This is a genomic window from Neolewinella litorea, from assembly GCF_004803465.1.
Classification (GTDB): domain Bacteria; phylum Bacteroidota; class Bacteroidia; order Chitinophagales; family Saprospiraceae; genus Neolewinella; species Neolewinella litorea.
The window spans coordinates 127198-151716 of sequence record NZ_SRSF01000004.1; the positions used below are offsets into that span (position 1 = coordinate 127198).

Here is a 24519-nt window from a genome sequence, read left to right on the forward strand (position 1 = left end):
GTTCTCTCCGTGGCACCTTCGTTTCAGCACAGAATTTGAACATGTCTTCCGAAGCGTTCTACGCCGTGGCCCTGAGCCGCGTGCCATCCGTCGGGTCCAAGGTGTACCGCTGTTTGGTTTCCCACTTCGGGTCCGCTGAGGGTGCTTGCCAGGCCAGTCCCCGCGAACTGAAGCGTATTTCCGGCATCGGTGAACGTACCGCCGCCCACTTTGCCGCTGGGGACCACCTCCGGGAAGCGGAACGCATTATTGCCCACGCGCGCGCCCACTCGATCGAGATACTGCAGGTAGGGAACGAGCACTATCCCCCCGCCCTCACCCCCTTTGACTATGCGCCCCCGGTGCTCTATCACCGGGGCACCACCGATTTTGCTAACCCCCGCGCCATCGCCGTAGTAGGTACCCGCCGGATGAGTGAGCAGGGTGCCAGACAAGTTGAGCGTCTGCTGGACCCTCTGCAATCCTACCAGCCCCTGATCGTGAGCGGTCTGGCTTACGGCGTGGACGTGGCCGCTCACCGGCGTGCCCTGGAGGTGGGGCTTCCAACGCTGGCGGTGATGGGCAGTGGCTTTGACCAGCTTTACCCGCGGGCACATTACCGGGTAGCACGACAGATGGAAGAGCGGGGTGGGGGCGTACTGACCGAATACCCACCCTGGCAATCTCCGGAGCGGGAGCACTTTCCGGCCCGTAACCGGATCGTGGCCATGCTATCCCGCCTTATCCTGGTTGTCGAATCAGATACCACCGGGGGGTCGATCATTACGGCCAATATGGGGCACGATATCGGCCGCAAGATCGCGGCTTGTCCGGGCAGGGGTGGCGACCCGCGCACCGCCGGCTGTAATGCCTTGATCAAGATGGGCAAGGCCCATTTGGTGGATTCGGCGACGGACATCATCGAGCTCCTAGGCTGGCAAAGGGAAGCTTCTGCTCCCGAGCAGATGCGGCTATTCGACTCGCTCTCCCCCGAAGAACAGGCAGTGGTCGGGAAGCTCGGCGGGGAAGCCGGTGCCTCCATTGATGAGCTCAACCGTAATTTGCAGTTGCCCCCGGCCAGGCTGGCGGGCATTCTTTTGGGACTCGAGATGCGGGAGGTTATCACTGCCCTGCCCGGGTATCGCTATCGATTGCGCGCGGGTTGAGCGCGATGGTCACTTATCGGTCCTCCCTGCCGGGTGTCATTTATCTTTGCGGCATGAATATGATCCACTCAGCCTTTGTCCTCCTGTTGGTAGTCCTCCTCACCGGTTGTCCGCCGGCTCCCCAGGATACCGTAATTGGTAACCCGGCCCCGGTATCCTCTGCCGAACCCGACAGCCGTGTACGGGATGGGGGGGCTTACGTCCGGGCCCAGCGCGGACCGAAGAACATCATCCTGATGATCGGGGACGGCATGGGGGTCACGCAGATATCGGCGGGTATGTACAGTAGCGACAAACAGCTCAATCTGGAGCGCTTTCCGGTTATCGGTCTTCACAAGAGCTACAGTGCGGACAACCTCATTACCGACTCCGCCGCCGGTGCCACGGCTTTCTCCGCCGGAGTGAAAACCTACAACGGGGCCATCGGGGTCGACATGGACACTATGCCCGTGACGACGATTCTCGAAATGGCCGAATCGGCGGGCATGCCTACCGGACTGGTAGCCACGTCGTCGATCGTGCACGCCACGCCGGCCTCCTTTTACGCTCACGTGAAATTGAGGAAGGAATACGAGGAGATCGCCGCTGATCTGATGGAGACCGACATCGACATTTTCATTGGCGGTGGTGCCAAATATTTCGAGCGCCGTGAGATGGATACGCGTAACCTCAGCGACGAGATGCGCAGCCGGGGAAGCGAAGTGGCTTCTTTCGTTGATACCAAGCTGAAGGATATCAAGGTCAAAAAAGCCAAGCGGATCGCCTATTACACGGCCGACAGTGAGCCCTTGCCCTACAGCCAGGGACGCGACTACCTTGTTGATGCCACTGAAATCGCCATGAATTTCCTCGACCAGCGCGACAGCCTCGACAAGGGGTTTTTCCTGATGGTGGAGGGCTCGCAGATCGACTGGGGCGGACACAGCAACAACAGCGATTACATCATCTCCGAAGTGCTGGAGTTCGACCGGGCAATCGGAGCCGCCCTTAACTTCGCCCAGCAGGACGGAGAAACGCTGGTCATCGTGACTGCCGACCACGAAACGGGTGGCTACGCCATCAATACGGGATCGGTTCGCGGACAGATCGAAGGGGCGTTCACCTCGGATTACCATACCGCCGACCTCATCCCGGTGTTTGCCTACGGGCCGGGGGCGGAGCAGTTTTCGGGAATTTTCGAAAACACTGCTATTTTTGACAAAATGAAGTTGCTGTACGGCTTCGCCCGTCGCTAAAGGGGTGCACCCACAGGCGGGTGCCGCATTAAATTTGACTTAATAATAACTTCTTCGTCATAACTCTGCCCGGCCCCTGCCGTTTAGGTTGATGGGAAGAGGCGTTGAGAAAACGTTCGGGGTGTATCTTTATCGATCCATGGCCGGTTTTCCGCAACGCCATCAGGGCATTATTCTTAAAATTCATCAAGTGCAAGTACAATTTCAAAACACTGTCGAAGACATCCACCAGTCGCTAAAAAACTGGAAGACAATTATCTCCCAGTACCAACAAGCAAATACCTGGCGCGCGATTGGCCAATTATTCAGCAGTTTTGGTCCGTTTGTCGCCCTTTGGGTAGCGATGTACTTCAGCGTCGGGTACTCCATCTGGTTGACCTTGCTGCTGGGCATGGTGAACGCCTTCTTTCTTGTCCGGATCTTCATCATTCAGCACGATTGCGGCCACTACTCCTTTTTCAGTAAGCGGAAGGTCAACGATGCCATGGGCTTCATTTGCTCCTTCTTCAGCTCGATTCCGTACACCTACTGGGCGCGGGTACACAGCTTCCACCACGGTCACACCGGTCAGTTGGAGCACCGTGACATCGGCGATATCGACTTCCTGACGGTGGACGAGTTTCGTAAACTGAACGGTTGGGGCCGGTTTAAATACCGCGTCTTCCGCAACCCATTCGTGCTCTTCATCCTGCTGCCCATGCTTTACCTGGGCGTGGTACTCCGCGTTCCCCGGATCAACTTCCCCGGCTGGTCGCCCATCCACCGCAAGATGCACCTCAACAACTTGCTCATCCTGGCCGCTTACGTAGGTCTGGGTTTCCTCCTGGGCTGGAAGGCTTTCCTGATCGTTCAGGGTAGTATCATTTTCTTCTTCGGCATCATCGCATTCTGGTTCTTCTACGTACAGCACCAGCACGATCATACCTACATGCAGTGGTCCAAGAACTGGGACTACCTCACCGCGGCCATCAAGGGCGCTACCTTCTACAAGCTGCCCCGGATCATGCATTTCCTTACCGGCAACATCGGTTATCACCACATTCATCACCTGAGCAGCCGTATCCCGAACTACAACCTGCGCCGTTGCGCCAAGGAAAATCCGGTGCTGCAGCGTCACGTGACGAAGATTACCTTCCTGCAAAGCCTGCCCCTGATGTTCAACAAACTGTGGGATGAAGAAAAGCAGCGGATGATCTCCTTCCGCGAATTCTACCGCAATGAGCAGCGTAACCTGGCTGCATAGTGTCCGAGGTTGATCGGATGGATCAATCCAGATTTAACCAAAAAATGGGTGCCCGACCGAGGTCGGGCACCCATTTTTTGGTTGACAAAGCACCCGCTCAGGTCAGTCTACCACCACGACCGGTTTCTCCGCCAGTTGCTCGGCCCGGCGCGCGGGCAGTATGGAGGCCAGCAATCCAATGAATAGTACGGTAGCGGCTACGATGAGGAAGTCCGACAGCCGCAACGACATCGGATAGGCTTCCGCCAGGGTGCCTGGCAATCCTACGATTCCGTAGTGCGTCTGGATCAGGTAGGTAAGGACCGCCAGTCCAAAACCAGAGAAGAGTCCGATACCGGAGATCAGTAATCCGACCCGCAGAAACACGTTTCGGATGTCGGACCCTAGCATACCCAGGCTGCGGAGGATAATGATGTCTTTGCGCTTTTCCAGGACGATCATCCACAGGGCACCCACCAGGTTGAAACTGATGAGGATTACCATGAGGGTCACGATCGCGTAGGCCACGTATTTTTCTACCCGCATCAGTTTCAGGATGCTGTTCTCCTGCTCGAACCGGTTTTTCACCAGGTAGGCTTCTCCCAGGGCCTCCTTCAGGGCCTTGTAGGTGCGGTCGGTGGCGTACCCGGGGAGTAATTTGATCTCCAGGGAAGAAACCGTCGGTGCTTCCACCCCCATGATCTCCCGGGCTAGGCCGATATCGATTAGTACGGCCTGATTTTCAAAGGCCTCCTGGCTGCGAATGATGCCAACGGGCAACACTTCCCGCACTTGGTACGGTAGTCGCCCTGAAGCCAGGACCGTCCCCCCACCACGGGTGCGGGGGCGCGGAACGTAGATCGACAGCAGGTTGATCTGGTTGAAGGGGTCGATGAGCAGTTCGCGGGCGAGGTTCTGACCGACTACGGCGCCCAGCGTTTCAAACTGGGGAACCAGGAGATCGTAGCGCCCCTCTTCGATCATGGAGTCGATGCCGTTGATCCGGGCATATTCACTGTCGACGCCCTTAAGTGGTCCAAAAGCCTGATGTCCGAGATACTGGAAGCGGGCGGTCTCCTCCAGGGTGTGGGAAATGATCCTTACGCCTTCCGTCTTGCGAATTTTGGCGAGCAGTTCGTCCGAGGCCTCGAATGTCTTTCCTTCCGCCGCCGTGATGCGAACGTCGGGATTGAGGTTGTTGAAGAGGCCCACGAATATATCCTCGAACCCATTGAATACGCTCAGGGCAATAATCAGCGCGGCAGCACCGATAGCCACCCCGAAGGCGGCTACGAAGGTGATGATGTTGATGGCATTGGTGGACTTGCGGGCAAAGAGGTACCGCCATGCCATGCGCGCGGAAAGGTTCATGGGCCAAAGTTACTTCAGCCGGGGTAAGCACCTTCGCCGGTCGTGGTGCTTTATCGGAGGCGGACCAGCAGTTCGTTCAGGTACGCAACTTCCCCTTCCGTCAATCTTTCGCGGATAATGGCGTCAAGGTCCTTGCGGTCGCGGTCGATCCGTTCGATCAGTTCGCTACCCTTCGTGGTGATACGGGTACGGTTGCTGCGGCGGTCGTGGTCAGACGGAAACTTGTCCAGCAAGTTTTTCTTCTCCAGGCGGTCTACCAACCGGCTGGCGTCCGACATCTTGTCGGCCAGCATATCCCGCAGTTCCTGAATGGACAAGGATTCGGGGAAGTGCTCGTTGAGAATACGGAGAATGCTGTACTGCTTGGGAGTAATGTCATGGGGGTGAAGAAACTTTCGCATGCTGTTGTTAATCCAGCTGCAACTATGCAGCAGATTAAAGCGAAGCTCCCTGAATTGGTCATCGGTTACTAAATTCCTGTCCTTTTCGGGCCTTGCCTTCATGTTCACTTACTCTGTATGGGGTTAGATGGTTAGGATATCGGGGCCCCACGATCAAGGCCGGGGGTCAAAGATAATAAAAATTGATATCTTATTCTGATATTTCAGCAAATACTGAATAATCCGGTGCCTTTCCAGTTTTTTGGTTGATACCATTCGTGACCATGAGGTAACCTTCCAGAGGCCTTCATCTTAGCTTTAACGTCAAATTAAGAGGGCCCCAACGTCCATTGATGCGCCTGCTGCGTTAAAGTCGTACAAACCTGTTGTATGAAATTTTCCTCTTTTCTGCTTTCGCTGGCCCTGCTCCTGTTTGGAACATCAGTTGCCGCTCAGGCCAACCACTATACCAACGCTTCCCAAAGCGATAAGGAAGCCAAAAGGATCCTCGAAAGCATACGCCAAAAGTATGACGGTTATGCTACGTTGACGGCGGATTTTCGTTTGGAATTGGCTTTCCCCAACCAACCGGTAGAAGTTCAGCGCGGCAGCCTAAGCCGTAAAGGTGACCTGGTCCGCTTCAAACTGGGCAGCCAGGAGGGCATTATCAACAAGGATGCCGCCTACTTCATCCTCCACAACAGCAAGGAGGTACAGATAAACGACCTGCCGCAGCCCGGGGAAACCACGGGTATGCTCACCCCCCAGAACCTCTTCAATTTTTACGAGGGAGAGGAGTACGTCCTGTCCTTGCAGGGCGAGGAGACCGTCGATGGCCGCAAGCTTCAGATCATCGAGATGAAGCCGGTGGACCGCAACGCCAGTGACTTCACCAAACTCCGCCTGATGGCCGATCAGCAGCGCAAGGAAATCATGTCCGTCAAGGCCTTCAGCCGGGATGGCAGCAGCTACACCTTCTTCCTCGACAACACCCGGGGAAACACCGCCCTGGCCGACAACAACTTCACATTCGATAAGTCGCAGTTCCCGGGCTACCACGTCGAAGACCTGCGCTTCTAACGCTTACCGCTCGACTCAGCCTGGCATCCATCTGCCGCCGGCGGAGCGCAGGTGCTGGGGACCGGTGGTTAACAACTCCCGAGATTCGCCGTTTGGAAGGGTATGTCGCGACCTACCCTCGTCATCGCCGGTGCCACCGGATTTATCGGCCGCTGGTTCATCGAGCGGTACCACCAAAAATACCGGATCATTGCCCTCAGTCGGAGCGCAATGGAACCGGCCCCCGGCTACGACAAAGCCGAGTGGCGACAGGTTGAACTGTATTCCATCACGAGTACCGAGGCGGGGGTAGCCGGGGCTGACCTGGCGCTTTATCTGGTGCACTCCATGTCGCCCTCGGCCCGACTCTCCCAGGGCAGCTTCGAGGATACCGATGTATTGCTGGCGGATAATTTCGCCCGCGCGGCCCGTAATCAGGGCATCCGGCAGATCGTATTCGTAGGTGGCCTGCTGCCGGAAGACGAGGTACCCGAGGATTATAGCCGGCACCTGCGCAGCCGGCGGGAAGTAGAACTCACCCTCGCCTCCACCGGTGTGCCGGTTACCACCCTGCGGGCCGGCATCATCGTGGGTCCCGGTGGCTCTTCCTTTCAAATGATCGAGCGCTTGGTCAATCGGCTGCCCGTATTGGTCTGCCCTGCCTGGTGCCAATCGGCGACCCACCCCATCGAGCTTTTTGACGCGCTACAGATCATCGATTACTGCCTCGACCGGCCCTCGACTTTTGAGCGGGCGATTGACATTGGGGGATCGGAGGTGACTACCTACATGGAAATGCTGGCCACCGTAGCGGAACTGATGGACAAGCGGCGGATCATTCAGCCCGTCTCCTTTTTCAGCCCCGGCTTGTCTACGCTTTGGGTGAGCACCTTCACCGATACCCCGACGGATCTGGTAACTCCCCTGGTTGAAAGTTTACGGCACCGCATGGTAGCCAGGGATAACGAAGTGCTGCAGGCCTTCCCCGAAAGGGTAAACTTCCGGTCAGCGGCCCAGCGCGCCCTGGCAGGCAACGATCGACTGCCGCCCCTGCCCCCGCGCCGCGCCGGCCAGCAGATAGAACGGAATACCGTAAGGAGCGTGCAGCGGTTACCAAATCCCCGCCGGCACACCGCCACCTACGTAGCCAGGCTGTATCAGCGGTGGTTGCCGGTGTTCTTCCGGGCATTGGTAGGGGTAAAAACGGAGGGGGAGAAGTCGACCTTCCAGTTCATGGGTATCCCGTTGCTCAGGCTGGCGTTCATACCGAGCCGGAGCGACAATCACCGCCAGCTGTTTTACATCGTCGGCGGACTGCTGACAGCCCCGGACAACAAGGGTTGGCTGGAATTTCGCAGCGTACTCGGCGGCCGGTTCATCATCTCCGCCGTTCACAATTTCGTGCCGGCCCTGCCCTGGTATCTCTACGTCCTGACCCAGGCGCGGGCCCACAAATGGGTAATGGTGCGTTTCGGTCGCTACCTCGCAAAGCTGGACCACTAAGAACCCAGGGGCATTCGTCAGGTTATGCTTGGTATGAGAACCTACAAACTGAACAACGGACTGGAAATGCCCCGATTGGGCCTTGGCGTTTGGAAAAGCGACAATGGACAGGAAACCGTGAACGCCATCCACTGGGCACTTGAAGCCGGATACCGGCATGTGGACACCGCCAAAATATACAAGAACGAAGAGGCCGTCGGCGAAGCCATTCAGACCGCTTCCCTTCCCCGGGAAGAGGTCTGGTTGACCACCAAGATATGGAACGACGCCATCCGGGAAGGTAGAACCACCCAGGCCCTGGACAACAGCCTGAAGCGTCTGAAGACCGACTACGTGGACCTGGTACTGCTCCACTGGCCCGTATCCGGACGGGTGAAGGCCTGGCAGGAACTGGAAAAAGCGGTTGAAGAAGGGAAGGTGCGCAGTATCGGGTTGAGCAACTTCATGGAAGAGCACGTACAGGAAATCCTGGACGGTGGAAACATCACCCCCGCCGTCAATCAGATCGAGTACCATCCTTATTTGACCCAGGCGGACGCGATCTCAATCTGCGACGCCAACGACATTGCCATCACGGCCTGGTCGCCCCTCATGCAGGGTAACTTCTTGCAGGAGCCCCTCTTCGCCGAGATCGGGAAGCGCTACGACAAGACTGCCGCCCAGGTCGTATTAAGGTGGTGCCTGCAGAACGATGTAATCGTCATTCCCAAGAGCGTTAACCGTGGCCGTATCATTGAGAACGGTCAGCTGTTCGACTTCGAACTGTCGGAAGAAGACATGACCGCCATCGACCAATTGGAACGGGATGAGCGATTCGGGCCGGACCCCCACAATTTTGATTTTTAGGAGGGGAACCGGTGCGGCGCACCACATCCGCCCGTAAAAGTGTAGTTTCCAAGCCTCAACCGTAACCATGCCCACTCCCCACGTCTCCCTTCTGCGTTCGTCACTGATTGGTGGAGCTCTGGCGGCGATGATAATTTTTATCGGAACGTACCTACTGGGCACCATCACCAGTCAGGAGGCCATCCAGAACCTGCAGGAGGTCCGGCCCACGCTACGCTTCACGGCCAGTGGGTTGATGACTTCCACGGCCACTATCCTGGCGTTAATGCTCACCCTGCTGTCGTTCAGCCAGCAAACGGACCGAAAACTGAAGGCCTACCACTACGACCGGATTGGCTACATCGCGCATTTCGCGGCCGTGATTTTCATTGCGGCGCTGGTGCTGTTGATGGTGCTCAATGTCCCGATCAGCAACGCCGAGGAGACCTTTGCCGGATTCTACAATGTGGTGTACTACGTCATGCTGACCTACACGGCCCTGTTGGGGGGAAGCATGATTACCGTCATCCTACTGTTGTACCAGGCGGCACGTGATATTATCCTGATCGCACACCCCGACCGCAAGGTTACCGGTCTGTACGCCGAAGAGGAAAGTAAGTACAGCCTGACCAAACGCGAAAGAGAAGGAATGATCACCGAAGAGGAAGAAGAGGAACCAGCCGCCAACTAGGGGCGGTGCCGGCGAAATTTTGTTTCTTGGCGGGCCAACGAGCTCCGGCAGCAAACCCTCCGCTACCGGCGGCGTTAGCTAGCTACCGATAAAGACCAATACCAACAAATTCCCCACCCAGTCAATGGAAGCCCTTAAACAGAAATTCGCCGAGAAGGCCCTTTCCCTATACCAAGAACTCCGGTCCGCCACGAAGGCCAATGGCACCCTCAAAGTCGACGAGGTTACCCTGAGCCAGGTGGTCGGCGGAGCAAGAGGCATCAAGATGATGCTTTGGGAAACCAGCCAGCTCGACCCGAATAAGGGAATCCGATTCCGGGGCTACTCCATTCCGGAGATTAAGGAGGCCCTGCCGAGCGGTCCGCAGGGTGAACCCAAGCCCGAAGGGTTGTTCTGGCTCATGCTTACGGGTGAAATACCCACCCCCGAGGAGGTGGACGCCCTGACCCAGGAGTGGCACAGCCGCGCCGACGTGCCCGGGGCCGTGTTTACCGTCCTGGACAGCCTGCCTACCGACGCTCACCCCATGACCCAGCTGACGATCGGCGTGATGGCCATGCAGTCCGACAGTATTTTCTCGCGCCGCTACGCCGAGGGCATGCCGAAGTCGGATTACTGGGATGCCGTCTACGAAGACAGCATGAACCTCATTGCCCGGCTCCCGCGCGTCGCCGCCTACATCTACCGCCGAACCTTCAAGGAAGGTAAGCACATCGAGCCGGATACGAGTCTGGACTACAGTGCCAACTACGCCCACATGCTTGGTAGCGATGATGAGGATTTCCGCAGCCTCATGCGCCTCTACCTCACCATTCACGCCGACCACGAGGGAGGAAATGCCTCCGCGCACACCGTCCACCTGGTCGGTTCCACGCTGAGTGATCCGTATCTGGCGTTTTCCGCGGGTATGAACGCCCTGGCCGGACCCCTGCACGGACTGGCCAACCAGGAGGTGATCAAGTGGATATTCGAAATGATCGACAGCCTCGGCACCAAGACGCCGACCGAGCAACAGATCGCGGACTACGTACAGCAAACGCTGGACGAGGGCAAGGTGATTCCCGGTTACGGCCACGCCGTACTGCGCGAACCCGACCCCCGCTTCACGGCGCAGCGCCGCTTTGCCGAGCAGTACATCCACGACAGCGACCTGATCAGTACCGTATGGAAGATCTTCGACGTGGTGCCGCCGATGCTGCAGGCGCTCGGTAAGGTCAAGAACCCCTGGCCCAACGTGGATGCCCACTCCGGTGCCCTCCTGGTTCATTACGGCTTTAGCGAATTCAGCTACTACACCGTCCTGTTCGGCGTCAGCCGCGCCCTTGGCGTACTGGCCGCCGGAATTTGGAGCCGCGCCCTGGGCATGCCCCTGGAACGCCCAAAATCGGTTACCACCGACTGGGTAATGAACCAGGTAAAGAACAACTCTAAATAGAATAATTGTATGAACGTACCAGCCAACCTCTTCTACACCGAAGAGCACGAATGGGTGATGATCGAAGGAAACGTCGCCACCATAGGTATCACCGATTTTGCCCAGGAGCAGCTCGATGAGCTGGTCTATGTGGAAGTGGATACGGTAGGGGAGACCCTGAGCCGCAATGAGGTATTCGGAACGGTCGAGGCCGTCAAGACCACCAGCGACCTGTTCATGCCGGTCGCCGGCAAGGTGATCGAGTTCAACGGTGAGTTGGACGAGAGCGACGGGGACAACCCGACCCTGGTCAACGAAGACCCCTACGGTAAGGGTTGGATCGTGAAAGTGGAACTTACCGATCCCGACGACCGGGAAGGCCTGCTCGACGCGGCGGCTTATTCTGCATTAATTTCCTGATAATTTGTCGATACAACCACCAAAGGGCCGACCGGCCGCATCTGTCAGTCAGGGAAAGCGACGGCTAAGACTCGTCACCGGAGCCTACGCCCTACTGCTGGTCTACGTCAGTCTCGCCCCGGGTCAACGGATCCCGGGAATTTTTGACTGGGGCGAGTTATTTTCGCCGGATAAGATTGCACATTTTGGCGCTTACGCCTTTTTTGCAGTATTATTGTCTTTCTCAAACGGCATGGCTTCCCGGTGGAAGCGGGCGGCAACGGCCGCCCTGGCCGCAGCCCTCTTCGGGGCCCTCATGGAAGTCCTGCAAGGAATTGCCGGGACCGGGCGCGATTTCGATCCCGTCGACATGGCGGCCAATCTGATCGGTGCCGTGCTGGGAGGAATGGTGTACCTGTTGCTCCAACCTATTATGATTAAGTACCTCACTCCGGTGAGGTCATAGCGATAACTGTTTAAATATTTGCCATGGACCAATTATCAATAAGTGGTGGTTCCCTGGCGATAGCCTTCGTGGTCATCCTGCTCTTGTTCATCGGCCTCATCGTAATGATGCGGAACGTGTACAAGTCACGAACCGAAAAGGGTATTGCCGGTGAGTACACCGAGGCAGCTGACAAGAACAGCTCCTACATCGAAAACCGGGCGAAGTACGAGCGGGTCGATGTCTTTGGACTGAGCTCCACCTTCTTCAACTTCGGCCTTGCCCTCGCCGTCGGAATGTCGCTCCTGGCCTTCGCCTGGACGCAGTACGAAGCGGAGATCATTATCCCCGAAGGTGCCCTTGAGCTCAACGAAGAGATCGAAATGGAGCCGCCGCGTACGGCCGAACCGCCCCCGCCACCACCGCCCCCGCCGCCCCCCGTCATTGAGGAGGTACCGGAAGAAGAACTGATCGAGGAAGATCCGCCCGAATTCGAGGATACCTCCATCGACGAAGAAACCATCATCAAGGAAGCTCCGCCGGAAGTGAAGGAGGATAAGGCCCCGCCGCCCCCACCACCACCGCCGCCACCGCCGCCCGCTCCGGAAGTAGAAGAGATCTTTAAGGTCGTAGAGCAAATGCCGCTCTTCCCCGGTTGTGACGACCTGGGCAGCTACGCCGAGAAAAAGCAGTGCGCCGACAAGAAGATGCTCGAATTCATCTACGGCAACATCAAGTACCCCGCCATTGCCCGGGAGAACGGTGTGGAAGGAATGGCAGTAGTCTCCTTCGTAGTCGAAAAGGACGGTACGGTCACCGACGCCAAAGTAGTCCGTAATCCCGGTGCCAAGACCGGTGAAGAAGCCCTCCGCGTCGTTAACCTGATGAACGAGAAAGGAATCAAGTGGACCCCCGGCAAACAGGGTGGACGTAACGTACGCGTTCAGTTCAACCTGCCCGTCAAGTTCCAGCTCGAGTAATACCAACCTTGCTCCACGGCAAAGAAGGCCGACAACTCCCCGGGAGTTGTCGGCTTTTTTTATGGCCAGATCCGGCTACTATTTCGACCCCGAAAATGCCGCTCGGCACACCCACCGGCGGTAGCAATTTTAAAGCCTATAGCTTATCTTTGCCGACCGATTGCGGGATGTAGCGCAGCCCGGTAGCGCGCGTCGTTCGGGACGACGAGGCCGCTGGTTCGAATCCAGTCATCCCGACCCACAGGAGGAGCCGAAAGGTCCGGTGAGCAAAAACTTGCTTCCCGATCTTTTTGCTCCTCTTTTTAGTATATGGCACCCGCGTTCGCGCCTAAAGGTTGTTACGCCGGGGTCTTACACGAGCCCGAACAGGAAGGGTACGGTAAGGGTAGTGACCAGCCAGAAGATCAGACTCAGGGGCGCACCGATCCGCGTGAAATCCAGGAACTTGTACCGCCCGGCGCTATACACCATTGCGTTCGTCTGGTAGCCCACCGGTGTCATGAAGCAAGCTGAGGCCGCCACGGCCACGGTGACCAGCAACGGCATAGGATCGAGGCCCACCTGCTCGGCCGCGGCGATGGCCACGGGGGCCAGCAGGGCGGCGGTCGCGTTGTTGCTCATCACCTCGGTCAGCAGATTGGTGGTCAGGTAGAGCACGGCAATGAGGGCGAAGGGCCCGAGCTGACTGATGGTGCCCGTAAGCAAGGAAGCGATGTCACCATCCAGGCCACTGTTGCTCATCGCCCGGCCGAGACTCAGCGCGCCGGCGAGCAGAAAGACGATCTTCCAGTCGATGGACTCGTACGCCTCGGACATCGTGACCGTGTTGCCAAGCACCAGTACGCAGACGCCCAACAGGGCGGCGATGCTGATCGGTAGCAAACCCAGCGTAGCGATCACGATCACGGCAAGGATGAGGGCGCTGACGAAGTAAAAGCGGCCGCGGTTAAAGTCGGTGATCGTATCGGTCGACAGGAGGATAAAGGGACTGTCCTGCTGCTGCTCGATGTGCTGCAACTCCTTGATGTAGTGGCTTTTTACTTCGGCCAGGATCACGTCGCCTGCCGTCAGCGGCAGCTTGTAGAGGTGTTCGTGCAGCGTTTCCTCCCGCTGCCGGATCGCCAGAGGTACGGCCCGGTAACTGCGCCGGAAATCCACCTCCCGAAGGTTTTTGCCCACGAAGTCGGAATCGGGCGTGACCACCATTTCGATGAGGCTGCTGTTGTCGCGCTCCAGGCCGGTGCCCATGACCTTGACGCTGCCGGAATTGTCGACCAGCCGCACCCAGTCTTTAAGGTTGAGGATCTTCTTGCGGTCGCAACGGACTTTAAGAGTATCACCCTCCACCATCCGGAAGTCGCCGGGGGGCAGCACAAAAGATTGGGAATCGCGCCGCACCTCGATGATGTCCATGTCCAGTTCCCGGACGAGGGGGGAGTCCATGATCCGCTTGCCGGCCAGGTCCGGATGGTCCAGAATGACGATCTCGGCGAGGTAGTCGTGCAGAGCAAACTTCTCTTCCAGGTCGTTATCGCCGTCGCGGTCGGGCAGCAGGCGGGATCCGAAGTACGTCAGGAACACCGCCCCAATTGCCAGCAGGATCAGGCCCACGGGCGTGATGGTAAACATGCCGAAACCGGGCAGGCCGTGGGTGATGGCTACCCCGCTGACCAGAATATTGGTGGAGGTGCCGATCAGCGTACAAAGCCCGCCGAAAATGCTGGCGAACGACAGGGGGATCAGCAGCTTGGAAGGCTTGATCTTGGCGGTGGCGGCGATGCGGATCACCACGGGGATGAAGACCGCGACCACCGGGGTATTGTTGATGAAGGCAGAACTGATCGCCACGACCAGGATAAGCAGCAACATGGCCCGCTTGGGGTTGGTGCGGAAGCGGGCGGCCATGGTCCCGGCCACCTGTTGCAGGGCCCCGGTCTTGAGCAGCGCCGCCGACAGCACGAACATGAACGCCACGGTCAGGGTCGCATCGTTGCTGAAGCCGGCCAGGCCCTCTTCCGGACTGATCACCCCACCTACAATGAGGGCCACGACAATGAGCATGGCAACGAGGTCGACCGAGAGCCATTCCGTAACGAAAAGAACGACGGCCCCCAACGCAACCACGAGAGTAATAACGGCGGGTGTCAGCATAGGAAGCCGCAAAGATAAAGACTGCGGCTCGCCGCGGCGGGGGATTTAGAACTGCTCGTAGATATTCTGCAGGTCGGTGTTGGTCTCCGCGGCCTTAATGGCTTCGAGACTCGTACCCATCTCCAGGATCAGTTTGTTCAGGTCGCCGGCCTCACCCAGCTGCTCAATCTGCTCCGAAAGCGTAGTCCGCAGGTCGCTGATGGCCTTAGTCGCGGCCAGGCGACGCCAGGGGCTTTGCGACTGGTCCAGGGCAATCTCCTTCAGGCGGGAGACACCCGCGGTTTGATCGGCCGACTGCCCCTGCGCCAGCAGCGACTGGTAGGCCGTGTACAGATTGATGGCTGAGTAACCGTCGCTGCCCTCCAGCCGTTCTTCGAAGAAGGGCAGTTTGCTCAGGTCGCCGGATTCGCTGTAAAGTTGGGCGAGCGCCCCACTGATGTCCGGATTGTCAATATCCTCCAGCTGGCCGGCGGCTTCCGTGGCGGCGTCGGGGTCGGTGGCCACCAGGGCCTGAAGTCCGGCAGCAACCACCGAGTAGGCCCGGGCCTGCATGGCTTCCCGCGCGATCGGCGCCAGCTCTTCGTCGCCCACCTGGGCCAGTACATCGAGGGCGGCGGCCCGAACCTGGCTGCGGTCATCCTGCCGGGCGATGTTACGTACCCGTTCCAGCTGGACGGGCGTCGGATCCACCAGGCTCTGCACGGCCACCCCACGGATGGCGTAGAAGGTGTCCTGCAGGGCCGCCGTGAGGATCTCGTCCTCCAGTTCGGGTACCCCTTCCATGCGGCCGATCAGTCCTACGGCTTCGTAGCGGTCAAAAAAGGCGGGGGCATAACGGTACTGCGCCGCCAGCTCCTGGCCCGTCTTTTGGTAGTCGTACTCAGCCAGCAACTGGTGGTGGGGGTCGAAAATAACTACGTCCGGATCGGTGTCGGCGGGGAAGGTGAAGGTCTGCTCGCGCTGCTCGATGGTAATGTCGTGGCGTTCGGCGGTGCCGTTGGTGTACACGTCGACGCTTACGGGGATTTTAAATACGGCGGGCACGTTGTCGTCGGTAGACTGTATCTGCTGGACGGTAAGCGATACGCTGCCGTCTGCATAATCAGTAGTAATCCGGAGCCTGGGGTGGCCGGCCCGCAAGAACCACTGGTCGAAGAACCAGCTGAGGTCTTCTCCGGTGGTGTCTTCAAAGGCCATGCGGAGTTCGTCGATCTCGACGGCGGAGAACTTGTGGCGCTCCAGGTAGTGCTGGAGGCTGTTGAAGAAGGCTTCGTCGCCCACGTAATGGCGCAGCATGTGCAGCACGGCGCCGCCTTTGTTGTAGCTGTGGGCGTCGAACATGGCCTCCTTGTCCGGCACGTCGTACCAGATCAGTTCGTGGGGCGCCCCGTTCTGTACGGAACTGAAGTAACCCTGCCACTCCTCCAGCAGGTGGTAGTCGGCGGCATCTTTACCGTGCTGCTTCTCCATCCACAGGTACTCGCTGTAGTTGGCGAAACCTTCGTTGAGGGTGAGTTGCGACCAGCTCTCGCAGGTGACGAGGTCGCCGAACCAGTGGTGGAACATCTCGTGGGCCACGATCTTCTCGTTGATGTCCACGTCGATCAGGTCGCGGTCGGTACCGTTCATGAACTCGCCGAAGATGACGGCGGTAGTGTTTTCCATGGCGCCACTCACGTAGTCGCGCACCGCCACCTGGCTGTACTTCGGCCAGGGGTACTGCACGCCGGTCAGCTCGCTGAAAAAGGTCAGCATCTCAGGCGTATAGGGAAAAACGGAAGTGGCGTAGGGAGCGAATTTCGGCTCCATATAATAGTTGACGGGGATGCCGTTCCAGGGCTCGTCTTCCACGATCTCAAACTCTCCCACCACCAGCGCGAAGAGGTAAGGGGCGTGGGGCAGGTCCATTTTCCAGTAGTCCGTCCGCTTGCCTTCACCGGCCGGCTCGGAGCTGACCAGGATCCCATTGGAGAGCGTCTTGTAGCTGTCGTCGACGGTTACGTAGAGCTCCTGCGTGGTGCGCTCATTGGGTTTGTCGATGGTCGGGAACCAGCGGCTGTTGTTTTCCGTCTCGCCCTGGGTCCAGATCTGCCGTGGCTTGTCGCCTTCCTCACCGCGGGGGTTGATGAAGAAGAGGCCCTTGTCGGAAGTAATGGCCTGTCCGGCCCCGCCCCCTTCCGCTGGGGTAGCGGTATAGTCGAGCACCACGGTGTATTCCTGACCGCGGGTGTAGGCGCGGTCCAACTGAATGGTCACCTGCTGCCGGTCGTCGTCGTAGGCGTATTCCAGGGGGGTGCCGTCGCCGTTGGTGATGGACCGGAAGGTGAAGTTCTTCGCGTCCAGCGTCAGTTCGTCGCTGGGCCGGAAGATGGGCTTAAGCCGCAGGGTCGCCTTGCCGATGACCATCTCCTGCTCCCAGTCGAAGCTCACTTCCAGTTTGGTGTGCAGCAGGTCGTGCACCCGGTTGAACGCGATCGCGCGTGGGGGCAGGGTAGTGGGCACTTCCTCCGGGGCCGTACCTTCCATTTCCTCTTCCGTGATCTCACCGTTGGTGGCCGGGCTCACCGTCAGGGTGTCCAGGTTGCGCGTTTCGGTGATGGTGGGGTCGCTCGTCTCCGCGGGGGTAGGGGTGGTAGCTACCGCCGGGCGGGTGGTTGAACAGCTGACGACCAGAAGGAGGGCGGCCAGCAGGCCCGTAAGGCTCAGTTGTTGCATTTGGCTTGGTTTGAAGAAGTAGGACGCGCAAGGCCCCCAAATGTTTGGGCGACCGTGCCGCTTTGCCTGTGGATGTCGGGCGCTGCACGCGGGTGCCGGGGAATTTCCCCCGATGCCATCTTTACTGGCTACCCCTACGGGAACGGGGAGCAGTCACTGACAAAAGAGGGGCGACAACGAAACCATTCGCTGTCGCCCCCGTATGCCGGATATAGTTGCCGTGACGCCACCGGCGCACGCACTGAGCAGGTGTTCCTAGCCCCGGTCGCGCTGCCGTGGGCGCTGGTGACCCGCCTTGCCATCCTGGTGGCGTTCGCGGCGACCGGCCTCCAGGGCTTCGAGTTTCTTGAACTGTTCCGCGGTGAGGACTTCCTTGATCCGGGCTTTACGCTCGGAACGGGCTTTTTCCATGGTCTGCCGCATTTCCTCGCGGGCAGCTTCTGCGTCGCGGGCAAAGGCAGTGTTTATTTCTTTCACTTGATCCGCCTGCTCGGGGCTGAGGTCGAGCACCGTGGTCAGCCGCTCCGCTTGCCGTTCGGCGCGGGCTACGGGATCAAGTCCGGCGTCGTCCTGGGCGAAGAGCCCACCGGCGGTGAGGAAGAAAAGGAAAGCGAAAAGGATCATTCTGGTAGTTTTCATCGGAATCGGTTTTGGTGATGAGGAGCGAAGCGGGCTTTTCCGCTTCTGTTGATACAAATATGCCGGAAGCGCTTACGCCGGCCAATTCTTTTCAACGAACGGGCCGATTGCTTCAACGAACCGCCACCGAAACCCTTTTCTGCCCGCGCTTCAGGGGCGACCTTTGTCGGGATGAAACCACTGGACTACTCCCGTATTGCCAGACAGGCCCTCGCCTGGGTAGGGGTGTGGGTGGTGGTCTTTCTGGTGCTGGGGGGTGGATTCGCTACGCCGGTGCGCGGCATCTTCCGGCTTCTCCCCCTCTTGCTTGCCATTGCACTGGTGGTAGCCGTCAACGGAGCCGTGTTGCTGCCCCGCCTGTACTTCACCGGTCGGCGCGGGTGGTTCGTTTTGGCCGGCGCGGTACTGGTACTGGCGCTCAGCTTCTTTTTGCAGTACGGGATGGCACCCGACCGGGCCTTCCCCATCCGCTTCGGACGGGGGGCGCGGGCGGCGGGCCCGGGCATGGCCACCCTCCGCTACCTTCTGCCCCTGGCCACCGCCTTTCTGGGCTCGTCGCTCTTCGAGGTCATGCGGTACGCCGGGTACCAGGAAAAACAGGCCGTGCAAGCCCAACGTGAGCAGCTCGCTACGGAACTGAAGTTTCTCAAGTCGCAGGTCAACCCCCATTTCCTTTTCAATAGTCTCAATAACATCTACACCCTCACGCTACTGCGCGACGAGCAGGCTTCCGAAAGCCTGCTGCGGCTGTCCGGCATGCTCCGGTATATGCTCTACGACTCCGAGACGGAAGCGGTACCCCTCGGCCGGGAGATCGAGTACATCCGCAATTACATCTCCCTTCGGCGGCTGAAGGACAGCCGTAACATGAATATCCGGGCTGACCTCGACGAGAGCCGGCCCCAACTTCCGATCGCCCCGCTGCTGCTGATCCCCTTCGTTGAGAATGCCTTCAAGCACAGCCGCGTGGAGGACCTGCCCGACGCCTTCGTGCACGTGTCGCTTTCGACCACCCCCGGCGGCATACGGTTCGCGGTGGAGAACACCGTGCCAGTGGTTCCCTCCCCGGTCGATTCCGTAGGGGGCATCGGCCTGGATAACGTCCGTAAGCGGCTGGCGCTCCTGTACCCCGACCGGCATGCGTTGCAGGTAATTGATCAGGGCCGTCGTTTCTCCGTCAGCCTAAGCCTGGAATTGTCATGAGCGTACTGAACTGCCTGATCGTCGACGATGAAGAACTGGCCCGCCGGCTGGTACGCGCGTACTGCGACCGCCTGCCGGGACTGCGGGTGATTGGCGAGGCACCCAACCCGGTGGCCGCCCTGCCGTTGTTGCGGGAAACGACCGTTGACCTGCTGTTCCTCGACATCCAGATGCCGGAGATGATCGGGCTGGATTTCCTGCGCACCCTGCGTCGGCGGCCCGCCGTCGTCCTCACCACCGCCTACTCCGAGTACGCGCTGGAAGGGTTTGACCTGGACGTGGCGGACTACCTCCTCAAGCCCTTCGGTTTCGAGCGCTTCGTGCGCGCCGTCGGTAAGGCCAGAGATCACCGCTTTGCGGCCAGCTACGGCACCGGCGCGCCGCCGCCCCCGAATGCCATGACGGAATCGCCCACCTACCAGGTGGTGCGGGCCGACCGAAAAGTGTACCGCATCCCCCACGCCGAGATCCTGTACGTGGAAAGCCTGCGGGAATACGTGGCCTACCATACGTCCCGGGGCCGGACGGTCGCCCTGGGTTCCCTGCGGCAACTGGAGGAGGAGCTGCCGGCCAATTTCCTGCGCGTGCATAAGTCCTTCATCGTGGCCGCCGACAAGGTAGAAGTTCTGGAAGGTAACCAGTTGCTCGTGGGACAGGCGCGGATTCCCATTGGCGGGAGCTACCGGGAGGCGGTCAAGTTAAGATTGTTCCCTTAACCATTAAATTTTGGTAACGAGCGAGTTACGTGTTTGCACAATCTTGTGAAAGTTATTACCTTAGTTACCCGGTCGCTATAATTGGTAGTGGCCGCGGATATGTACCGACGTATGCGAAGTATGAATGAGCTGCGTACTTCGCCATGGCACCAAAACCTTTGACCTATGAGTCATTTACCCATCGTATTAGGCGTATTGGCCACGTTGTTGATTTTTGCCGGGGCAGTTATGACAACCCAGTTGTCCGACAGCGCCACCTACAGCAGCTATCTGTTGGGTGCCGGCGTGGTATCTTTTATGGCGGGTGTGCTGGTGTTCCTTGTTCAGGAAGAGGATACCTTTGCCGAACGGTGAGGCACCCGATTGCCCGGCCCAAGCCCTAGATTGTGGGTAAGGACTGCCGAAGAATCCGATATCCACAGCTCATGAACTACTACCTTCTGTTCTACGAAACGGTCAAGGGCTACGAGGCCAAGCGCCAGCCCTACCGCGACAGCCACCTGCGTCTGGCCCGTGAGGCCCAGGAACGCGGCGAACTCATTATGGCCGGGGCCTTCGATCCGGCCGACGGGGCGGCCCTCCTCTTCAAGGGGGAGACGGCCACCGACGCCGAAGCCTTCGCCGAAGCCGATCCCTACGTGCGCAAGGGCCTCGTGAGCCGCTGGTACGTGAAGAAGTGGTCGGTAGTGGTAGAGTAGTACTTTTGCGGCATGTACATCATCCCCGCCATTGACCTGATTGACGGAAAGTGCGTGCGCCTGACCCAGGGCGATTACGCCCAGAAGACCGTTTACCACGAAGACCCCCTCACGGTAGCCCGTGAGTTCGAGCAGGCCGGCCTGGAGCGCCTGCACGTGGTCGACCTCGACGGAGCCCGCGGCGGCGGCATCGTGAACCACCATGTCCTGGAGCGCATCGCTGGCGGCACCAATCTCAAGATCGACTGGGGCGGCGGGATGAAGAGCGACGAAGACCTGCGCATCGCCTTCGAAGCCGGTGCCCACCAGGTGACCGGTGGCACCATCGCGGTGAAGCAACCAGAAGTTTTCCTGGGCTGGCTGGAGCGGTTCGGGCCTGAGCGAATCATCCTAGGCACCGACGTCCACGGCACCCGCATCGCCGTGAGCGGCTGGGAGGAGTCCAGCGACCGGGAGCTGTTCGAGTTCCTGGCCGACTACGTGGCCCAAGGCGTGCGCTACACCATATGCACCGACGTGAGCAAGGACGGACTGCTGCAGGGCACCGCCCGTGAACTCTACGCCCGCATTCGGCGGGAGCAACCGGAGGTGAAGCTCATCGCCAGCGGCGGCGTGACGACCACCGAAGACCTGGACGCCCTGGCGGCCCTCGATTGCTACGGCGTGATCGTGGGCAAGGCGATCTACGAGGGCCGCATCGGACTGGAGGAGCTGGCGGGATACTGATCGCGGCAGCCCGCCCAATAGTCCGCCCCATCCTACCTTTGGCCCCATGACGCTCAGCTATCCAGGCGGTCCCCTCACCGGGCACCTCCGTCTCACCGGTTCCAAATCCATCGCCAACCGCGCCCTGCTCATCCGTGCCCTGACCCCGGGGGGCTTTGAAATCGACGGCCTGGCGGCCGCGGACGACACCGTGCGGCTGCAACAACTACTGGAGAGCGACGAGGAGGTGCTGGATTGCGGTCCGGCTGGAACGACCTACCGTTTCCTTACCGGATACCTGTGTCGGCGGCGGGGCACCCAGATATTAACCGGCAGTGCGCGCATGAAGGAGCGGCCCATCGGCATCCTGGTGGATGCCTTGCGGTCGCTGGGCGCGGACATTGAATACGCCGAAAAAGAAGGCTATCCGCCCCTGCGCATCGGCTACAGTGCCCTGGATCGCAGCGACCGGGTGAGCATTGCGGCCGACACCAGCAGCCAATACATCTCCAGTCTGCTCATGCTGGCACCCACCTTGCCGACGGGGCTGAAACTCACGCTGGAGGGGGAGATCGTCAGCCTGCCCTACATCAAAATGACCCTGGCCCTGATGCAGCACTTCGGCGTGCACCACCACTGGGAGGGGCAGACCATCGTGATCAACCCCCAGTACTACCAGGCCCGGTCGTTCACCGTGGAGGCCGACTGGTCGGCCGCCAGCTACTATTACAGCTTGGCGGCTCTGGCCGAATCTGCCGACCTGAAGATCGACGGCCTCTTTGCCGAAAGCCTGCAGGGCGACGCCGTGGTCCAGCAACTCTACGAGGAGTTCGGCGTGACTACCACCTTCACCGAAACGGGCGTGCGCCTGCAAAAGGCAGCGGGTACCCCGCCGCCGCCCCTGTTTGAGCACAATTTCGTGGAGTGCCCCGACATCGCGCAGACCCTCATGGGCACCTGCGCGGGACTGGGCGTGCAGGGGCTGTATTCCGGCCTGCAGACGCTCTTCATCAAGGAGACCGACCGCGTGAAGGCCATGAAGACCGAACTGGCGAAAGTGGGCGTGAGCCTGTACAAGATCCCGCCGCACATGACGGAGAAGACCGGCGTGCGCTACTTCGCCCAGGAGGGTCGGGCCGATTTCGCGGGCGGCACCCCGCGCTTTGCCACTTACCACGATCACCGCATGGCGATGGCCCTTGCCCCGCTGGCGCTCCTGCACCCCGTTGAAGTGGAGCACCCGGAGGTGGTGAACAAGAGTTACCCTGACTTCTACCGCGACCTGCAGACGATCGGACTGACCACCAAAGAAGCGTAGTCCATGCCCCGCACCCGCAAAACCGGCGAGCACCGCAGCACCCTGGACCTGAACGGGATCCCGGTACCGCTGCGCATCATCACCGAGCGGGGACGGCGGTCGACCATTGCCTCCGTGCGGCAGCGCGCCCTTTACATCCGGCTGCCGGCCGCCCTGAGCAAGGGGGAGCGGGAGCGCCGGATTACTGAGATGCTCGACTGGGCCCGCAGAACCGCTGCGGAGAAACCGGAGGCCTTCGCCCACTTCGTCCCGCCTCCAGCGGCCGGCGCGTACACTTTCGCCTTCCGCGGTCACGAATACCGAATTACGGTGGAGGCCCACGACGGGGCCACGCACCGGATTGTTGCCACCCCGGATCTTGGCTTGCGGGTAGCCCTCAGCACCCGCGATCCCCGCCCCAATCCGACGCAAGCCATCCCCCGACTGCTGGCTAAACACTTTGGCCGCCGCTATCTGCCGGAAGTTTCCCGGCGGGTCCACGAGCTCAACGACCGGCACTTCAAGCGCACCATCCGGGCGGTGAAGCTCAGCGACACCTACAGTCGTTGGGGGTCGTGCTCCCACCTCGGTAACATCAACCTGGCGACCCGTCTGCTGCTGGCTCCCCCCGAGGTGCTCGACGCGGTGATCATCCACGAACTGGCCCACCTGGTGGTAGCCGACCATTCCGCCCGCTTCTGGGCCGAAGTGGCGCGCGCCCTGCCGGAGTATGAGCGCTACGACCAGTGGCTGCGGGAAAACGGGAACGGCCTGCGCTTCGATCCGCAAGTATTGGGCTAATTTTGCGGCATGCGTATACTGTCAATCGGCCTGCTGGCCCTCGCCCTAGTGGGCTGTATTTCCCCCAAGAAAGCCGCCGAGCGCTACCAACCGCAGATCAACCGGCTGGACAGTCTGGCCGCCGCTCAGGCCGACTCCATCTACCAACTCACCCTGGCCCTGGAACGCAGCCGCGGCGGCAACGACATGCTGCTTGAAACCCAGAACCGACTGCAGGACCGTTTAGCGTTACAAGACGACCAGATCGAAGACCTCGAGCGCAGCCTGAACTCCACCAATAGCGAAATGGGGGAACAGGTGGCCGACCTGCGCCGCGACCTGGCCCGCAACCAGCGTCTCCGCGACTCCCTGATCAGTACCCAACGCCGGATCATTCGCGACTACTCCGACGGGCTGCGGCAGGCCGCCAACCGCATCAGCGACTCCCTGGAGATGAAACTGGACAGCAACCTCTACGAGGTCAGGGAACTGCCCGGTGAACTGGTGCTCAGTATTCAGGAAAGCGCCATTTTTCGACCGCGCTCCGTGGGCTACCTCGAGAACGGGCACGAGCCCATCCTGCAGGTGGTCACCCAGGTACTGCAGGCCAATCCGCTCCTTAAACTGCGTATCGTAGGCCACACCGACAACCAGCCCAACCCCCTGCGCGGTACCGACAACTGGAAGTACGGCGCCATGCGGGCCACCAAGATCGCCGACGAACTGGCCACCGCCTACTACGTGAGCCCCAACCGCCTCATTGCCGCCAGCCAGGGAGAGTACGGACCCACCCGCAGCAACGCCACCGAGGAGGGGCGGTTCCGCAACCGCCGGATGGATTTCGTCTTCACCAGCAGCGTCGGCAACCTGCTGCGCGAACTGGAGCGGGCGGCCGAGCTTAATGAGTAAACTTTTTGATTACAAACTTTTTGTTTTAATCAATTAA

Annotated in this window: 24 protein-coding genes and 1 tRNA gene; 20 read left to right on the forward strand and 5 right to left on the reverse strand. The window is 59.7% G+C overall.

Annotation, left to right across the window (positions count from 1 at the left end; translation table 11 throughout):
* The first annotated feature begins 41 nt into the window (after positions 1 to 41).
* The 3 genes from dprA to E4021_RS11265 all read left to right on the forward strand — a co-directional run bounded on the left by dprA (position 42) and on the right by E4021_RS11265 (position 3623).
* Complete coding sequence (gene dprA / locus E4021_RS11255; RefSeq protein ID WP_136459460.1) at positions 42 to 1145, forward strand: DNA-processing protein DprA; 1104 nt, start codon at positions 42 to 44, stop codon at positions 1143 to 1145.
* Between the two features lie 53 nt (positions 1146 to 1198).
* Entirely contained in the window at positions 1199 to 2380 is a 1182-nt protein-coding gene (locus E4021_RS11260) for an alkaline phosphatase (RefSeq protein ID WP_246050280.1), read from the forward strand.
* Between the two features lie 190 nt (positions 2381 to 2570).
* Entirely contained in the window at positions 2571 to 3623 is a 1053-nt protein-coding gene (locus tag E4021_RS11265; protein ID WP_246050281.1) for a fatty acid desaturase, read from the forward strand.
* Positions 3624 to 3725: 102 nt separating this feature from the next.
* On the opposite strand, the gene E4021_RS11270 is transcribed toward E4021_RS11265, so the two are convergent.
* A complete protein-coding gene (locus E4021_RS11270; RefSeq protein ID WP_136459462.1) occupies positions 3726 to 4973 on the reverse strand; it encodes an ABC transporter permease in 1248 nt (415 codons plus the stop codon).
* A 50-nt stretch (positions 4974 to 5023) separates the two neighbouring features.
* Positions 5024 to 5374, reverse strand: a complete 351-nt coding sequence (locus E4021_RS11275) for a MarR family winged helix-turn-helix transcriptional regulator (RefSeq protein ID WP_168797570.1) — start codon at positions 5372 to 5374, stop codon at positions 5024 to 5026.
* A 369-nt stretch (positions 5375 to 5743) separates the two neighbouring features.
* On the opposite strand from E4021_RS11275, the gene E4021_RS11280 reads away from it, so the two are divergent.
* The 9 genes from E4021_RS11280 to E4021_RS11320 all read left to right on the forward strand — a co-directional run bounded on the left by E4021_RS11280 (position 5744) and on the right by E4021_RS11320 (position 12906).
* Positions 5744 to 6433 (forward strand): LolA family protein, encoded by a 690-nt coding sequence (locus tag E4021_RS11280; RefSeq protein WP_136459464.1) that lies wholly within the window; start codon positions 5744 to 5746, stop codon positions 6431 to 6433.
* Between the two features lie 102 nt (positions 6434 to 6535).
* Positions 6536 to 7915, forward strand: coding sequence for an NAD(P)H-binding protein (locus tag E4021_RS11285; RefSeq protein ID WP_136459465.1), 1380 nt, complete (start codon positions 6536 to 6538; stop codon positions 7913 to 7915).
* A 33-nt stretch (positions 7916 to 7948) separates the two neighbouring features.
* Positions 7949 to 8761, forward strand: a complete 813-nt coding sequence (locus E4021_RS11290; protein ID WP_246050282.1) for an aldo/keto reductase — start codon at positions 7949 to 7951, stop codon at positions 8759 to 8761.
* 127 nt (positions 8762 to 8888) lie between these two features.
* Positions 8889 to 9431, forward strand: coding sequence for a hypothetical protein (locus E4021_RS11295; RefSeq protein ID WP_136459467.1), 543 nt, complete (start codon positions 8889 to 8891; stop codon positions 9429 to 9431).
* Between the two features lie 124 nt (positions 9432 to 9555).
* Positions 9556 to 10866, forward strand: coding sequence for a citrate (Si)-synthase (locus E4021_RS11300; protein WP_136459468.1), 1311 nt, complete (start codon positions 9556 to 9558; stop codon positions 10864 to 10866).
* 9 nt (positions 10867 to 10875) lie between these two features.
* Complete coding sequence (gene gcvH, locus E4021_RS11305) at positions 10876 to 11265, forward strand: glycine cleavage system protein GcvH (protein ID WP_136459469.1); 390 nt, start codon at positions 10876 to 10878, stop codon at positions 11263 to 11265.
* A gap of 4 nt (positions 11266 to 11269) precedes the next feature.
* A complete protein-coding gene (locus E4021_RS18465) occupies positions 11270 to 11710 on the forward strand; it encodes a VanZ family protein (RefSeq protein WP_136459470.1) in 441 nt (146 codons plus the stop codon).
* A 23-nt stretch (positions 11711 to 11733) separates the two neighbouring features.
* A complete protein-coding gene (locus tag E4021_RS11315) occupies positions 11734 to 12669 on the forward strand; it encodes an energy transducer TonB (protein WP_136459471.1) in 936 nt (311 codons plus the stop codon).
* 163 nt (positions 12670 to 12832) lie between these two features.
* A tRNA-Pro gene (locus tag E4021_RS11320) sits at positions 12833 to 12906 on the forward strand.
* Between the two features lie 114 nt (positions 12907 to 13020).
* Here the strand turns inward: E4021_RS11320 and E4021_RS11325 are convergent.
* The 3 genes from E4021_RS11325 to E4021_RS11335 all read right to left on the reverse strand — a co-directional run bounded on the left by E4021_RS11325 (position 13021) and on the right by E4021_RS11335 (position 18174).
* Positions 13021 to 14820 (reverse strand): SLC13 family permease, encoded by a 1800-nt coding sequence (locus E4021_RS11325; RefSeq protein ID WP_136459472.1) that lies wholly within the window; start codon positions 14818 to 14820, stop codon positions 13021 to 13023.
* Between the two features lie 45 nt (positions 14821 to 14865).
* Complete coding sequence (locus E4021_RS11330) at positions 14866 to 17535, reverse strand: M1 family aminopeptidase (RefSeq protein ID WP_136459473.1); 2670 nt, start codon at positions 17533 to 17535, stop codon at positions 14866 to 14868.
* Positions 17536 to 17790: 255 nt separating this feature from the next.
* Complete coding sequence (locus E4021_RS11335) at positions 17791 to 18174, reverse strand: hypothetical protein (protein WP_136459474.1); 384 nt, start codon at positions 18172 to 18174, stop codon at positions 17791 to 17793.
* Positions 18175 to 18345: 171 nt separating this feature from the next.
* Here E4021_RS11335 and E4021_RS11340 point away from each other — a divergent pair, with 171 nt between their 5' ends.
* The 8 genes from E4021_RS11340 to E4021_RS11375 all read left to right on the forward strand — a co-directional run bounded on the left by E4021_RS11340 (position 18346) and on the right by E4021_RS11375 (position 24482).
* Complete coding sequence (locus E4021_RS11340; protein WP_136459475.1) at positions 18346 to 19377, forward strand: sensor histidine kinase; 1032 nt, start codon at positions 18346 to 18348, stop codon at positions 19375 to 19377.
* The gene (locus E4021_RS11345; protein ID WP_136459476.1) at positions 19374 to 20093 is read left to right on the forward strand and encodes a LytR/AlgR family response regulator transcription factor; all 720 of its coding nucleotides are present in this window, start codon (positions 19374 to 19376) and stop codon (positions 20091 to 20093) included. Before E4021_RS11340 ends, E4021_RS11345 begins: the two co-directional genes overlap by 4 nt.
* Before the next feature lie 165 nt (positions 20094 to 20258).
* Positions 20259 to 20447: a hypothetical protein gene (locus E4021_RS11350; protein ID WP_136459477.1), complete on the forward strand. Its 189-nt coding sequence runs from the start codon at positions 20259 to 20261 to the stop codon at positions 20445 to 20447.
* A 71-nt stretch (positions 20448 to 20518) separates the two neighbouring features.
* Positions 20519 to 20791, forward strand: a complete 273-nt coding sequence (locus E4021_RS11355) for a YciI-like protein (protein ID WP_136459478.1) — start codon at positions 20519 to 20521, stop codon at positions 20789 to 20791.
* Positions 20792 to 20803: 12 nt separating this feature from the next.
* Complete coding sequence (gene hisA, locus E4021_RS11360; protein WP_136459479.1) at positions 20804 to 21517, forward strand: 1-(5-phosphoribosyl)-5-[(5-phosphoribosylamino)methylideneamino]imidazole-4-carboxamide isomerase; 714 nt, start codon at positions 20804 to 20806, stop codon at positions 21515 to 21517.
* 46 nt (positions 21518 to 21563) lie between these two features.
* Positions 21564 to 22814 (forward strand): 3-phosphoshikimate 1-carboxyvinyltransferase, encoded by a 1251-nt coding sequence (locus E4021_RS11365; protein WP_136459480.1) that lies wholly within the window; start codon positions 21564 to 21566, stop codon positions 22812 to 22814.
* 3 nt (positions 22815 to 22817) lie between these two features.
* The gene (locus E4021_RS11370; RefSeq protein WP_136459481.1) at positions 22818 to 23594 is read left to right on the forward strand and encodes a M48 family metallopeptidase; all 777 of its coding nucleotides are present in this window, start codon (positions 22818 to 22820) and stop codon (positions 23592 to 23594) included.
* Between the two features lie 9 nt (positions 23595 to 23603).
* Positions 23604 to 24482: an OmpA/MotB family protein gene (locus tag E4021_RS11375; RefSeq protein WP_136459482.1), complete on the forward strand. Its 879-nt coding sequence runs from the start codon at positions 23604 to 23606 to the stop codon at positions 24480 to 24482.
* Positions 24483 to 24519 lie beyond the last annotated feature (37 nt).

Coding starts and splice junctions, on each gene's coding strand:
- E4021_RS11355 (WP_136459478.1), top strand. CDS start 20,519: ATGAACTACTACCTTCTGTTCTACGAAACGGTCAAGGGCTACGAGGCC.
- E4021_RS11335 (WP_136459474.1), bottom strand. CDS start 18,174: ATGAAAACTACCAGAATGATCCTTTTCGCTTTCCTTTTCTTCCTCACC.
- dprA (WP_136459460.1), top strand. CDS start 42: ATGTCTTCCGAAGCGTTCTACGCCGTGGCCCTGAGCCGCGTGCCATCC.
- E4021_RS11370 (WP_136459481.1), top strand. CDS start 22,818: ATGCCCCGCACCCGCAAAACCGGCGAGCACCGCAGCACCCTGGACCTG.
- E4021_RS11275 (WP_168797570.1), bottom strand. CDS start 5,374: ATGCGAAAGTTTCTTCACCCCCATGACATTACTCCCAAGCAGTACAGC.
- E4021_RS11300 (WP_136459468.1), top strand. CDS start 9,556: ATGGAAGCCCTTAAACAGAAATTCGCCGAGAAGGCCCTTTCCCTATAC.
- gcvH (WP_136459469.1), top strand. CDS start 10,876: ATGAACGTACCAGCCAACCTCTTCTACACCGAAGAGCACGAATGGGTG.
- E4021_RS11345 (WP_136459476.1), top strand. CDS start 19,374: ATGAGCGTACTGAACTGCCTGATCGTCGACGATGAAGAACTGGCCCGC.
- E4021_RS11340 (WP_136459475.1), top strand. CDS start 18,346: ATGAAACCACTGGACTACTCCCGTATTGCCAGACAGGCCCTCGCCTGG.
- E4021_RS11365 (WP_136459480.1), top strand. CDS start 21,564: ATGACGCTCAGCTATCCAGGCGGTCCCCTCACCGGGCACCTCCGTCTC.
- E4021_RS11260 (WP_246050280.1), top strand. CDS start 1,199: ATGAATATGATCCACTCAGCCTTTGTCCTCCTGTTGGTAGTCCTCCTC.
- E4021_RS11325 (WP_136459472.1), bottom strand. CDS start 14,820: ATGCTGACACCCGCCGTTATTACTCTCGTGGTTGCGTTGGGGGCCGTC.
- hisA (WP_136459479.1), top strand. CDS start 20,804: ATGTACATCATCCCCGCCATTGACCTGATTGACGGAAAGTGCGTGCGC.
- E4021_RS11375 (WP_136459482.1), top strand. CDS start 23,604: ATGCGTATACTGTCAATCGGCCTGCTGGCCCTCGCCCTAGTGGGCTGT.
- E4021_RS11330 (WP_136459473.1), bottom strand. CDS start 17,535: ATGCAACAACTGAGCCTTACGGGCCTGCTGGCCGCCCTCCTTCTGGTC.
- E4021_RS11315 (WP_136459471.1), top strand. CDS start 11,734: ATGGACCAATTATCAATAAGTGGTGGTTCCCTGGCGATAGCCTTCGTG.
- E4021_RS11280 (WP_136459464.1), top strand. CDS start 5,744: ATGAAATTTTCCTCTTTTCTGCTTTCGCTGGCCCTGCTCCTGTTTGGA.
- E4021_RS11270 (WP_136459462.1), bottom strand. CDS start 4,973: ATGAACCTTTCCGCGCGCATGGCATGGCGGTACCTCTTTGCCCGCAAG.
- E4021_RS11290 (WP_246050282.1), top strand. CDS start 7,949: ATGAGAACCTACAAACTGAACAACGGACTGGAAATGCCCCGATTGGGC.
- E4021_RS11295 (WP_136459467.1), top strand. CDS start 8,889: ATGATAATTTTTATCGGAACGTACCTACTGGGCACCATCACCAGTCAG.
- E4021_RS11350 (WP_136459477.1), top strand. CDS start 20,259: ATGAGTCATTTACCCATCGTATTAGGCGTATTGGCCACGTTGTTGATT.
- E4021_RS11285 (WP_136459465.1), top strand. CDS start 6,536: ATGTCGCGACCTACCCTCGTCATCGCCGGTGCCACCGGATTTATCGGC.